General features: G+C 52.1%; 8 protein-coding genes. 6 read left to right on the top strand and 2 right to left on the bottom strand.

Annotation, left to right across the window (positions count from 1 at the left end; all coding sequences use genetic code 11):
• The first annotated feature begins 299 nt into the window (after positions 1-299).
• From HY774_02260 to ribD, 4 genes are all read left to right on the top strand, one after another.
• Positions 300-4142 (top strand): PD-(D/E)XK nuclease family protein, encoded by a 3843-nt coding sequence (locus HY774_02260; protein ID MBI4747282.1) that lies wholly within the window; start codon positions 300-302, stop codon positions 4140-4142.
• 245 nt (positions 4143-4387) lie between these two features.
• Positions 4388-5176 (top strand): radical SAM protein, encoded by a 789-nt coding sequence (locus tag HY774_02255; protein MBI4747281.1) that lies wholly within the window; start codon positions 4388-4390, stop codon positions 5174-5176.
• Positions 5177-5195: 19 nt separating this feature from the next.
• Entirely contained in the window at positions 5196-5510 is a 315-nt protein-coding gene (locus HY774_02250) for a hypothetical protein (protein MBI4747280.1), read from the top strand.
• A gap of 65 nt (positions 5511-5575) precedes the next feature.
• Positions 5576-6700: a bifunctional diaminohydroxyphosphoribosylaminopyrimidine deaminase/5-amino-6-(5-phosphoribosylamino)uracil reductase RibD gene (ribD, locus tag HY774_02245; protein MBI4747279.1), complete on the top strand. Its 1125-nt coding sequence runs from the start codon at positions 5576-5578 to the stop codon at positions 6698-6700.
• 120 nt (positions 6701-6820) lie between these two features.
• On the opposite strand, the gene HY774_02240 is transcribed toward ribD, so the two are convergent.
• Positions 6821-9100, bottom strand: coding sequence for a PD40 domain-containing protein (locus HY774_02240; GenBank protein ID MBI4747278.1), 2280 nt, complete (start codon positions 9098-9100; stop codon positions 6821-6823).
• A 122-nt stretch (positions 9101-9222) separates the two neighbouring features.
• Here HY774_02240 and HY774_02235 point away from each other — a divergent pair, with 122 nt between their 5' ends.
• Together HY774_02235 and HY774_02230 are read left to right on the top strand one after the other, a co-directional pair.
• Positions 9223-10146: an aspartyl protease family protein gene (locus tag HY774_02235; GenBank protein MBI4747277.1), complete on the top strand. Its 924-nt coding sequence runs from the start codon at positions 9223-9225 to the stop codon at positions 10144-10146.
• Positions 10147-10400: 254 nt separating this feature from the next.
• Complete coding sequence (locus HY774_02230; GenBank protein ID MBI4747276.1) at positions 10401-11792, top strand: hypothetical protein; 1392 nt, start codon at positions 10401-10403, stop codon at positions 11790-11792.
• 185 nt (positions 11793-11977) lie between these two features.
• Here HY774_02230 and HY774_02225 read toward each other — a convergent pair whose 3' ends face one another.
• The gene (locus HY774_02225) at positions 11978-13204 is read right to left on the bottom strand and encodes a hypothetical protein (protein ID MBI4747275.1); all 1227 of its coding nucleotides are present in this window, start codon (positions 13202-13204) and stop codon (positions 11978-11980) included.

Raw genomic sequence — 13204 nt, 5'->3', positions numbered from 1 at the left:
GGGCGGAACGAGCGTCAGCGAGTGGAGTCCGTGGGAAAAAATCAACCCGGACGGCACACCCCATCAGGCAGGGTGATTGCAACGAACCCCAGATTCCACGGATTCCGCTCCGCTCCACCCGAGGCTTTAATAAATGCCGCCCAGTTCCTGGGCTCAGAACCAGTTGATCACGTGAGTTTTGGAATACGTCTTCGGCAGCCCTACGTACTGAAACACTTCTTTTTCAATACATTCCAAACTTTTACCGCCTAAAGGCGGGACTCTGAACTTTTTCCACTTTCTGTTAATCCAGGTGCCACATGTCTTCAACCACTCCTCCGCTTCGTGAAATCTGGCTTGGTCCATTGCTTGGAAAACAGCGTGCGCTGCTCATTGAACGCTGCCGTGAACGGCTCCGCCAGGGTCGAGGCTCGGAAATCCTCTACATCGCCGCGTCGCGACCACTGATGCTCGAAGTCTATGACCAGATGGTGGATGGCCTTGAAATCCGGGGCAATATCGGCTCGCTTCCGATCCACCTCTTTACCGGGTTGATGCAGCAGATTTTAAAAAGCGCCCGCATTTCCCTTCCCGGAGGCACGGACGAACCACTTCCCCGCCGTGACCGGATTGACATTGATCAGCGCCCACTTCAGCGCCCGCTCCTGTCACAGGTCATGGCCCAACTTGCAAGTTCCGGGCGGATTCCCCACTTTGGCGCGCTGGCCAAGTCGGACGGCTGTGTTGAATCAGTGGCCGACCTGATTGGCGAAATCCAACGGGCCGGGAAAGCGTCCGGCGCGTTTCGGTTGATTGTCGAAGACCGCATTCGCCGGGCGATGGAAAGTTTCCCCAAACCAGAAGATGAAGACGACCTGATCAATGGCCTGCCACCCGAAGTTGACGCCATGCTTGGCTATGAGCGTGATGTGGCATTGATTTACGAATGTTATCAATCGGCGCTTTACACCAACGGATTGACCGACATCAACGAAGATCACCTGCGTGTGTTACAGGTACTTGACGGCGAATATGAAGGCTACCTGTGCCACGTTCCGTATCTCAAGCCAGTCAGGTTGATGGTCGTGGATGGCTTTTTCGACTTTACGCCTGCCCAGGGTGAAATCCTCAAGCGGCTGATTGCCCACACCCCCGAAGTCTTTTTCAACTTTGATTATGATGTGAACAACCGCGACGTGTTCCGCCCAATTGACGACACACTCGAACACGTTGAAAAAATGGCGGATCACTTTGAGCGCCGCTATTTTCACCACATTGACCCGACGGCACAGCCGATTTCAGTTGAAGGAGTGCTTCCGGGGTTGGACCCAATCCGGCAGGCGCTGTTTAACACCAAATGGGAAGCCCCACCCGCCGAAGCGATGACAAACCTCCTGGAAGAAGGTCTGCCCATCACCGTTTTTGAAGCACCGGACCGGGAACGCGAAGTCCGTGCCGTCGCCAAGGAAATCAAATCACTGGTGAGAGTGGAAAGCTTCCAGCCGTTTGAAATTGCCGTCGTGGTGCGCAACAAGGAAGCCTATGGCCAGGACCTGCGCCGCGTTTTCAGTGAAGAAGGTATTGCCTATGCACTGGATGAACGACTGAAAGTCTCTGATATTCCAGCCGTTCGGGCCGTTCGTAAATTGCTGGATGCGGCTGCATCGCGCCATCCGGATGACGTAGCGGAACGTCCACCTCGCATCCCGGTTGGCAAACTTGTCGGCCTGCTCAAAAGCGATTATTTCCATCTTCAGGGCATCACGAGCATCACGCCCGATAGCGTGTATTCGATCACGTCGCCGACTGATCTGACCGTTGACGATATTGAAAACATCGTGGCCTTTGTCGGGCAACAACTCCACCTGGATGACTGGTTGTCACGTTCCGCAAAACTGCTTGGAAAATTTGATATTCCGGTGACCGGAAAACTGATTGGGACTGACCAGCCGGGCCTGCCGTTTGAAGAACTCAATCTGTTTCAAGAATTCTTTGAAGATTTCGAAGAAACCCTACTTTCGACTGATCCACAGCCACGCCATCAGGTTCGCGCCGATGCGGTCATCCCCTGGCAAATCTTTGCAACTGCACGAGTTCTGGCCGTTCTGGGACGTATTCTGCTCAAAATTCCGTATGAATCGCTGGCCCAGGACCTGGTCATCCGACTCAACGAAGTCCTCACCGACCTGCAATTTAAAGCCCATCTGGAACAGGCGCTCAAAGAAGCGCAAGGTGATCCGGAGAAAATGCTCCGGGCCACGCTCGACCTGCGCGGGTCAGAAGCCATCAACCGGGCCATGGCGGCGGTACAGGATGCCGTTTCCCACGCGGCTGAAGGAATCCGGATGATTTGCGGTGGCGGTTCGGCGCCGCTTAAACCCCATTCTTCCGACCCAAACGAAGCCACCAGACGACTTCCGCGTTTGCGGATCACGACGTTCCGCGATGAACTGGGCCGGTCACTCGAAAATCTGCCGCTTCGGGTTCAGCCTGAAACCTTTGGGGCGGTGCGGATTCTCGAAGCCACTGACGTCCGCGGACTCACCTTTCGGGCCGTGTTTGTGCTGGGGCTGGTTGAAGGCGGGTTTCCGATTCGTGGCCGCGCCGACTGGATTTACCCTCCAGCAGAACGCGAACAGTTGAAAGAGTACGGCCTCACGCTCGAAGACATTTCGCCCGCCGTGATGCGCAAGGAAGAACACTATTTTTATCAAATCGTCAACCGTGCGACCGAACGGCTCTATGTATCATTCCCGAAAAACCAGGAAGATGACACCGAAGCCGTAAAGTCCTACTTTTTGACCGAATTAGAGCGGGTGTACCCGGCGGGACTGTTTGAGCTTGAACCGCCGCCAGACACCATTTCCCTCGCCCGATCTGTTCCGAAAGGCTATGACGGCAGCCAGATTCTGGAATCCACCACGGTTCGCGAACTGGCGCGGGCCAGCACAGCACTCAGACGGCGACAAAAACTGGGCGAATCACCTGATGATTTTGCGATCTCTTTTGGACCGCTCGCTTCATCCGAAGTGGTCACGGTGCTGGAGCAATACATATTTGATCGCGGGTATGTGTCGAAACTGGCGCAACGACGGCTTGAAATCGAAGCTGAACGATATGGCTCGCGATTTGGAACCTTTGACGGGAGGATGGAAAGCGACATTGTGCGCAGTGCGGTGGCCAACCAGTTTGGCGAAGACCGGGTATACAGCGCCACCGAGTTCAATGAATATGGCCAGTGTCCATTTCGCTTCTTTGCGCATCGGGTGCTGGACCTGAGACCTCGGGTTGAAGCGGCGCTCGACCTCCAAAACCAGGATCGAGGGCTGCTGCTCCACGAAATTTTGCGCGAGTTTTTCAGCCGGCTGCGTGGGAAAACCCTCTCGGAAATTGGTCGCGATAAACTGCTTGCCCAACTTAAAAAAGCCGCTGAAGATGTCTTTAATAACTTTGAAACCCGTCTGCCGCCGCTCAACCCAAAGCTTTGGGAAATCGAACGGTCAGTGCTTATTCTCCAACTTGAGCAGGTGATTGATTACGAAGTTGAGTTTGAAGAAACAGCCCAGCGCCCGGTTCGGCCCCGATTTGGTGAACTGGCCTTTGGAATGTCGCCCCGGCATCGTGACCCGGCATCGCTCCGGGAACCGCTTTTGCTGACGAGCCCAAACGGTGAAATCATGCGTCTGCGTGGGCAGATTGACCGGGTGGATGTTTCAGAAGACGGCAAACTGGTCGCCTATGACTACAAAACCTCACGCGGAGCGTCAATCAACGACATGCGGGCTGGCCGCGATGTGCAGATGGCGATCTACCTTGAAGCCCTGGAACGGCTTTTCTGCCGCGAAGAACAAGAAGTCATCGGCGGCGGGTATTATTCGTTGCGTCCAGGTTCGGATCGCCGCAACAATGGGCTCTACCGCGCTGATTTTTCAGCCTACACCGGCATGGGTCGTACAACCTCAAACCTGAGCGATGACGACTGGCAGGCCACCCGCAAACAACTCATCAATTATGTCTGGCGATACTGGCATCACCTGCGCGACGGCGATTTTCGGGTTCGCCCGGCCCAAAACGAACTCACCTGCCAGTATTGCGATTACAAGGCTGTCTGCCGATTTGACCGGTATCGGATTCAGAAGAAGAAGAAAGTCAGTAGTCAGTAGTCAGTGTCAGTAGTCAGTAGTCAGTAGGCAGTAGTCAGTAGTCAGTAATCAGTAGTCAGTAGTCAGTAGGCAGTAGTCAGTAGTCAGTAGTCAGTAGTCAGTAGTCGAGTGTTGGGATTTTGGAATTCGTGTCAAGTGGATTTTGTTCTATTTGAATCATTTAGGAACAATTCTTTTCAAGAATTCGACGGATTCAACGATCCGGGTTTTGTCTACTGACTACTGACTTATCAGCTAAGGAACCTATGCACGACATTGATCCGGAAAAGATGCTTCATTTGACCTATGTCTATGGTCCGGTACCATCACGTCGGCTGGGGACGAGCCTGGGCATCAATCCGTTGCCAGTGGAAACCAAGGTCTGCAATTTTGATTGTCCCTATTGCGAATGCGGCTGGACTGATTCTGACCGGCCAGCCGGGAAAATGCCCACCGTCGAGCAACTGGTCACGGAACTTGAACTCAAACTCAAGGAGTGCCAGAACCACGGAATCGAACTGGCAGCCATCACGTTTGCGGGGAATGGTGAGCCGACGCTGCACCCGAAATTTGAACTCCTGATTGACAAAACCTGCGAACTTCGCGACCGTTATGCCCCAAACGCCAAAGTGACCGTCTTAACCAATGCCACACGACTCAAATTTGCCCCAGCCCGGCGCGGATTGCTCAAAGCTGATGTGCGCCAGATGAAACTTGATGCTGGCACCGAAGCTACCTTTCGTCAGGTAGATCGGCCCTATGGCAAACTGACACTTGGAAAAATCGTGGATGACATCTGCGACTTTGAAGCGCCAGTGATGATTCAGAGCATGTTTTTTCGGGGTGAAGTTGACGGCGAAGTGATTGACAACTCCAGACCCGAGGAAGTGAGCCAGTGGCTTGAACATCTCAAACGGATCAAGCCGACGGCGGTGCATCTCTACAGCCTGGATCGCCCGACGGCAGCCAAAAATTTACACCGCGTCTCGCGTGAAGAACTGGAAAACATTGCAGCCCAGGTGCGAACATTGGGGATTCCAGCCGAAACGTTTTGAGGATTGAGAAGAGGGAATAATGATTACTTATCGTGCGATGTATAAATTCATTGAGAACGGGGTTCATGGCGAAGTGCTTGATTTTCCAGGAGTCATTACATTCGGCCCTTCGCTGGAGGAAACTCGGCGACTGCTGGCAGGGGCTCTGGTTGATATGGCAGAAGCCTGCATTTTCCAGGGTGAGAGTTTGCCATCTCCCGACCCAACTTGTTCTGACTCAGAATCTGATTTAGAAGAACCAATTCATCTCCTACTCACGGCTGCAAATCAGGTTGAGATCATTCCTAAAGTAGTCACACCATTTCGGGCTCAGGGCATCGGGCTTGGGGTTTAAGAGAATCAAATCTTTCCAATCATTTACCCTGAACCCTGAACCCTGAACCCTGAACCCTAAAACATATGGACGATCTGGTATTTATTCGAGAAACCCTCAAACTGGCCGAACAAGGTCGTGGCCTGGTGAGCCCCAACCCAATGGTTGGCGCGATTGTGGTCAAAGATGGTCAGATCATCGGGCGGGGATGTCATCGCTTTGAAGAACGCCGCCACGCTGAAGTCAACGCCCTCGAAGAAGCCGGTGAACTGGCGCGCGGGGCCACGATGTACACCAACCTTGAGCCCTGTGCCCACTTTGGCCGCACGCCACCCTGTACCCAGGCCATTATCCAGGCGGGAATTACCCGAGTCGTTTCCGCGATGCGCGACCCAAACCCACAGGTATTTGGCAAAGGATTTGAACAACTCGAAGCCGCTGGTATTGAAGTCCTCGTCGGTATTGGCGAACGCGAAAGCCGACATCTCAACGAAATATTTGTGACTTATCACACCCAAGGTCGGCCTTTCATCCATTTGAAAACAGCGATGAGCCTGGATGGCCGCACCGCTACCCGAACCGGAGATGCACAGTGGATTACGGGCGAAGCTGCCCGCATCGAAGTTCAAAAACTCCGCTATGGATATGATGCCGTTATGGTTGGCATTGTGACGGCCATTGCGGATAACCCGGCGCTCACCTATCGCGGAAACCTACCGCGCCATCAACCGGTCAAACGCCTTATTCTGGATTCTGAACTGCGACTGCCGCTCACCTCTTCCCTGGTCCAAACCGCGTTTGAAGCGCCGGTGTGGGTCTTTACCGACGAAGAAGGAGAAAAACGGGAGCGACAGCGACAGCTTGAAGCCCACGGCGTACGAGTCTTTCACGTCCCGTCATTTTTCGACCCGGAAACCCAGCGCCCACGATTGGATTTGCCTGCGGTCCTTCAAAGTCTGGCTGACCACCACGTGACCAGTGTGCTGGTTGAAGGCGGCGCCGAAGTCGCCGGCTCGTTTCTGACCTCAATGTTGATTGATAAAGTGACTTTTTTTATTGCACCGCTGCTGATTGGCGGACGTTTGGCCACCAGTGCCGTGGCCGGAGACGGCTTTGCCCGTCTGGATGAATCACTCCGATTGGTGGATGTCGTGGTCAAACATGTTGGGAACGATGTGATGATTACTGGCTACCCGCTGCACGCAATCTGAAGAATGAAGAATTGAGAATGAAGAATTTGGTTCTTGGTTCTTGGAAGGTATTGGTTCCAAAGCACCAGATACCAGGTACCAGGTACAAAACACCAGGATTGTTTCTTCATTCTTCATTCTTCATTCCCCCACCGTCATTGACCAGATATTGCCGGTGATTTCGGCGTGTTCAAACACAATTTGATCGCCTTTGGGAGACCAGGCCGGATAGCGAATATAACAATTTGGTTTGGTGAAGTTTGTAATTTGTTTTTGTTCGCGCGTGGTTGGTGAAATCCACCACACATTCCAGAAGCCGTCTTTGTACTTGGCCAATGCAATTTTTGAACTGTCTGGAGACCAGGTGTACGGCCAGTTTTGGCCCTGTTCAAAGGTCAACTGGGTGACTGGACCGCCTTCGCTTGGGACAATTGCAATGTTGCAAAAGCCCCGATCCTTGATTTCAAAGGCCAGCCATTTGCCATCCGACGACCAGGCTGGAAAACCCATAAATCCAGTACCTGTCGTGATTTGTCGTTCCCCTCCACTTCCAATTGAAGTAACCCAAATGTTGATGGCATTGTCAACCGGCACATCATAGGCAATGGATTTTCCATCCGGCGAAAGTCGTCCATGTCCACCTGGATGACGAAATTGTACGATTGGCTTTTCCAACCCCCGACTGGTTGAGGCGACCCAGAAGAATATTTCCCGTTCTCGATCAGAGATAAAAACGACCTGGTCATTGTCTGGAAGCCATCCGAGCAATGAATCATTGCGCTCGTCAGTGGTCACTTGTGTCTGGTTTTTCCCATCCGCATCCATAATCCAGACGTCAGGTTTGGCTCCAGCCACCCGAACATCATAGGCAATCTTTTTCCCGTCGGGAGAAAAAGCCGGAAGGGTTTTGCGGAAACTGGTATCGTTGGTTAAAGCCACCGGTTCACCTGTGGCTTCTCCGGTGGAGGGAGAAATCGGTACTGACCAGAGGTTGTTGGTCATGTTCAAAGACGTGTAATAAATCCGCTTGCCATCCGGAGAAATTGACAGGTATTTGATCAATGAATAGCCCGTATTGGTTACCTCAAAGGGCTTTCCATTTGGTTTTCCGGTCTCCGGGTTGAACTCAATTTTCCACAGGTACAAATTTTTGGTCGAGGACATCCCGACGTAATAGAGCGCTTTGCCGTCAGGTGAGAAAATGGGATTAAACGTCAGGTGTGGATTCCAGGAAAGCCGGTTCAGCATACCCGTTTCAGGTGAAACAACCCAAATCCCGGCATCACCCAGGTTATAGACAAACTCATAGGAAATAAACGCAATCCATTTTCCGTCTGGGGACCAGCAAGGGGAGCCGTGTCCACCTGAGGGCTGACCAACCTGTGTGATCTGGCGTGGCGTACCACCGTGCACGGGAATCGTCCAGAGCGTTGAAGGCGGCAAGGAACTGAGTGCAACGGGGCCGAGATCTGAGAGTTCATCTTCTTGAAAGGCAATGGTTTTTCCGTCAGGTGACCAGGCTGGTTGTGACCCAAACTCCGTCAGTTGTTTGGCAACACCGCCCAACGCTGGGACCACATAAATCCCGTGACGATTTTGTGAGAAGTAGGCAATCATCTTTCCATCAGGCGACCATGTCGGCTGCAAATTTTGTTCACCATCGTTGGTCACCTGGATTTCGCGACCACCTGGCGTTAATGGCCGAACATAGATTTCAAACTTCCCGCTTCGGTCCGAACTATAGGCAATTGAATTTCCATCTGGAGAAACCGCCGGATAAATATCAAGCCCAGTCGATGTCGTCAGTTGGGCCAAATCACGCCGATCCTGTGGTCTTTCTGACCACTCGCTATGGGCAGGTTTCTGGGTGACCCATCCAATCACGGCAACCAGCAGCAACACCCCAATCCCAGCAAAGAGAAAATACAATGGGACGTGAAGGCGTGAAGGAAAGGGGTCAGGGGTCAGGGGTCGGGGTTCGGGGATAGAAACTGGGGTTGGGGGCGACAGAACAGGGGTTAGGGGTTGGGGGTTGGGAGTTGGGGCAGAAACTGGGGTTGGGGGTTGGGGGTTGGGGGTTGGGGGTTCCAGAACAGGAGCTGAGGATTCAGCTTCCAGAATTTCAACTGAAGCAACGAACCGGTAGCCGCGAGTTGGAACGGTCTCAATGTATTTTGCCTCTTTCGGGTCATCGCCCAGGGCTTTTCGGAGCTGGGCGATCACTCGGGTCATGGCATTTTGGGTCACGAACGAATCTTTCCACACCGCATCCAGCAATTCGTTTTTTTCGATCAACCGTCCCTGGTTTTCCAACAAAAACAGCAAGACTTCAAACGCTTTAGGTTCGAGCGAAACCACCTGTCCAGCTTTATAAACCCGGAATTTCTCGACCTGTACCTGAACGTCATCAAATTGATACATAAGGAGTTTTGCTTTCATCATAACTTCATCACCGAAACACGTTGAAACGTCATAACGGCATCAAGACACGCCGTCTGGCCTGGGTTTAGAGTCACCTCAACTTCGCAATTTCGGAGGACTCTATGACCCACGCTCGCCTGCTCAAGACTGCTGTTTTGTATGTGCTCTGGCTCTTGATGATTGGGATATGCACTGCCCCAAACGCACAGGCCGGCCCATCCGTTCGCTTTAAACTGGTTCAAAAGCACCTGATCGTGGCACTGGTTTTGGTGAATGGTCAGGGACCGTTTGAATTCCTCATTGACACGGGCACTCATTTGACACTGGTTGACCCGTTGCTGGTTGAGGAATTGCAGTTGAAATCCGGCACTCAGGTTTCGCTGATGACGATTTCCGGGAAGCAAAGTGTACCACGCTCAGTTTTAAAATCGGTACAGGTGGGCACGGCTTCGCTGGAGCACCTGGAGGCACTCACGGTTGATTTGACGGAATTGCGCCGGGTTCGTCCGCAGATTCGCGGGCTGCTTGGGCAAAACTTCCTGAGTCGGTTCAACTATCTGATTGACTACAGAAATCAGCACATCGTGTTTGAAGAGCAGCAGGAATTTGAGCATCAGGCCACCGGAACCCGGCTGCCCTTTGTGCTCGAATCCGGCAAAATCCTGATTTCCGCCCAGACTTCAAATCATCCAGCGGGTGAGTTGCGGTTGATTTTGGATTCAGGAACGCCGGGACTGATGCTGTTTGAACCAACCTTGCAGGCGCGCACGGTGCCAGTGGAGCGCAACGGAGGGTTTATCATGATGGCGGCAGCCACCACCGGTGTCAGGCCGACGCAAACCGGCAGGCTGGCGCGGGTGAGGGTGGGTGAAGAGTTCTTTGAAAATCTCCCAGTGACGTTTGTGCGGGGTGACTCGATTGCCCAGGGATTTGCGGCCAATGGGTTGCTCCCCACAAACCTTTTTCAATCACTCTATGTCAATAACCAGAAGAAATTTATCCAGATCAATGCCAGTCCGACGACGGAAGTCATCGTCCTGAAGTAAGTGCTCCTCATGTTTTGTTTTGTTGAACTCGCAAGGAACAAATTTCTGGTTTTGATCGCACAGGCCATTCCACCTTCGAAAAAAACCATCTTATACCATTTTGGAATGAAGTGATCGTCCTAGAAAACAGTCAAGTAATTCAGTCAATTGAAGTTAGTGAACTACTGGCTACGAACTACTGACGACAAACTGGTATCATTCACATCTTCTGACTTTCCGAATTTCGGGACAAAAACTCTCTTTGGTTCCATCTCATGAAACTTCAACGTATTCGCACAATCCTGGGTATTGCCGGTTTGGCCATTTTTCTGTCTGGGTTGTCAACTCAGGTGTCGGCCCAATCACTCACTGAAACAAACTGGAGAATTACATTCCAGACTTCCCGATTTGGACCAGTTGAATCGGTTCTTTCATTTGAAAAACGCGACAGCGCACTGTATGCCCACAGCCTGTCGGGCTCATCAGCTCTGATCAAGAAATTTCCCCGGGCAAAAAACCCTAAAATCACGATTGGGGATCACTTGCTCGCGTTTCGTGTTACACAATCAGGTGAAGCGTATCAGGGTGAGATGATGTCGCCCTCAACTGCTGGAGCTGTTTCTTTACAGGTCACGAATACAGGGCTCGTCGGAAAAATCGAAGGCGGTGTCTTGAGCGGCAAGTTCTCAGCCGTTCCGACTGATTCATCTGAGAAGCCGCTGCGTGATTATCGGGCAATTATTGAATCCTTCGGTAAAGTCGTTGGGCAAAAGGTTTATGACCCTAAAGCCCTCAAAGATCCCGCCTGGGTACAGCTCATGGCTGATCTGAACGCGGTTGCCACTATCGCACGAGATGACCTTGACCTCTTTCTTGGCTTTTATTTTGCTTATGACAACAAACCTTTTTCACACTTAACGTTGAGTCGAGCCCGTGGCCCAGCCAAAGAATTGATTGCCAGTCTGGATCAGCATCGGGTTGGCGGCACGCCTGCTTCGGTCAAGTTTGTTGAGGACATCGCCATTCTTCGAGTTGAGACCATGATCGGCATTGATACCGAAGAGCAGATTATCGCCGCGTTCAAGAAAATTTCCGAAACATCAAGCAAAGCACTCATCGTGGATGTGCGTGGAAATGGCGGCGGCGCCTTTGCCATCAAACCGTTGATTGAACATATTATTGACAAACCTATTGACGCAGGCTATTTCCTGACACACAACTGGAACCTCGACCATCATCGAATGCCGACACAATCAGAGCTTCAGGCGGTCACTCCGTGGAAGGGTTTTTCGCTCAAATCCTGGTGGGAAAATATTCAAACGGAAAGCGTGATTCGAATTCGATTTGAACCTCAGCAACCAAACTTTAATGGTCCAGTGTACCTCCTGATTGATTCAAAGTCGGCAAGCGCAACTGAACTGGCGGCGGATGTGTTGAGTACTTCAGGAGTGGTTACACTGGTTGGAGAACAGACAGGCGGGAAGATGCTCTCACAAAGCCCCTTTGATGTGAGCGGTGGGTTTCAAACGTTTGTGCCCGTGGCTGACTATTACTCACGTACGAACGGAAGAATTGAGGGTGTGGGCGTAAAACCGCACGTCGAAGCCAAATCGGCGGAAGCCCTGGATACGGCTTTGAGTTTAGCCCGCAAGGTCATTGCGAAATAGAGCCAGACGCCGAAAAAACGGATCAAGCACGTTGAAAAACAAATAGTCTCGTTGACAGAAAAAAAAATTCTTTGGGGTGCGATGACCTGTCACCGCACTCCAAAGAATTTTTTATAGCGACAAGTCGCTAAGTAACAAAGCTGCAACAAGTTGCAGCACTCCAAAGAAATTTTTTCTGCCCTGAGCTAAAACATCCGTCGGGTGATGTTAAACCCAATGGACAGACCGCTGAAGGTATCGTCAAGCATCGTGCCTTCACCAAAGAGCGTTGCCCGAGTGCCGGAGCGCTGCGCCGTGGTAAAGCCGGGGCTGTTGCTAAAGGTTAAGGCAAACGCATGGCGGCCATCACCGGTTACCTTCTGGATTCCAAACCCAAAGGATGGGCGCGGCGTGCCGAGCTTTCCTTCCAATCGCTGGTTGCCTTCAATGATGAAATTCAACGTGGGCCTGAATTTCACCGTCAATCCGGCACCCAGGGCAAATGTGGTCTTGCCTGGGAGTTCTGGCACCGGGGTAATGGCCAGCAAGGGCCGATTGTTGAATGAAATCGTGGGAGTAACCGCAATTTGGGCGTGGCGGGTGAGGCTGCGCGCCACCGTCCCGGAAATGCTCGTCACATAGTTGCGGGTAAAGTTGTTGCTGGCTTCGACGCCGACCCGAACCTGCGAGGTAATCGGGTCGCCTTTCATTTCATCACTGATCTGGAATCCACCGAAAAATTCAATCGGTCGGCCAATAAACGATGGCGACCGGTTAAACCCAACGTGGATTCGATTGGTGATGCCATACAAAAAACCAAAGGATGAATTTGAAAAGCCATCGAGACCAAAAAAACCACCAAAGGTACGGTCTTCATTGAGCGAAAACCGGTGGCTGAAATTGACGATCAGTCCGTTTTTGGGAACCGCCCGTCCCGTGGGCAGACTGATGATTTTGTCATCTCCTGGACGGTGAATGCCGTCAGGTGTAACTGGCGTTTTGACCTCAGCCACGGCTGGAGGTGGGGTTGTTTCAACCGGACCTTCATCGGTCACGGTTTTGGTCGTTGGGTCAATTCGCCACTTCCGGCCATTCATTTCAATCACCACCTGGGATTGACCATCGGAAAAGGCCACTTTCGGTGGTTCAGGAGCTTGCAAAAAACGATCCGGAAATTGCTGGCGCAGTTCCGGTGTGATTTTGTACCCACCTGCCTGAAACGCTTTGCCAAACGCGTTGCGGACACCGCCGCCTTTGGCGCTTTCATGGCAGGTGGCACAGGTGATCTTCCATTCCGGTCTGGCCAGCGGGTCTGAAGCAAAAATTTTAAGATAGTCTGGCAGCGCCTGTGTGCGCACCGACGCTGTCAGAGCAATGCCTCCAACGGCCAGACACAAAACGAATACCTTCAAGGAGGTTCGTGCAGGGATCAT

It is taken from the genome of Acidobacteriota bacterium (genome assembly GCA_016208495.1).
In the GTDB taxonomy this organism is placed as follows: Bacteria; Acidobacteriota; Blastocatellia; order Chloracidobacteriales; family Chloracidobacteriaceae; genus JACQXX01.
The sequence above is the reverse complement of the archived record's forward strand: the minus strand, read 5'-3'. Positions and strand labels throughout refer to the sequence as shown.

Excerpts from the sequence above, each read along its gene's own strand:
- HY774_02225 (MBI4747275.1), bottom strand. The coding sequence starts at position 13,204 with ATGATCCCTGCACGAACCTCCTTGAAGGTATTCGTTTTGTGTCTGGCC.
- HY774_02235 (MBI4747277.1), top strand. The coding sequence starts at position 9,223 with ATGACCCACGCTCGCCTGCTCAAGACTGCTGTTTTGTATGTGCTCTGG.
- HY774_02255 (MBI4747281.1), top strand. The coding sequence starts at position 4,388 with ATGCACGACATTGATCCGGAAAAGATGCTTCATTTGACCTATGTCTAT.
- HY774_02250 (MBI4747280.1), top strand. The coding sequence starts at position 5,196 with ATGATTACTTATCGTGCGATGTATAAATTCATTGAGAACGGGGTTCAT.
- HY774_02230 (MBI4747276.1), top strand. The coding sequence starts at position 10,401 with ATGAAACTTCAACGTATTCGCACAATCCTGGGTATTGCCGGTTTGGCC.
- ribD (MBI4747279.1), top strand. The coding sequence starts at position 5,576 with ATGGACGATCTGGTATTTATTCGAGAAACCCTCAAACTGGCCGAACAA.
- HY774_02240 (MBI4747278.1), bottom strand. The coding sequence starts at position 9,100 with ATGTATCAATTTGATGACGTTCAGGTACAGGTCGAGAAATTCCGGGTT.
- HY774_02260 (MBI4747282.1), top strand. The coding sequence starts at position 300 with ATGTCTTCAACCACTCCTCCGCTTCGTGAAATCTGGCTTGGTCCATTG.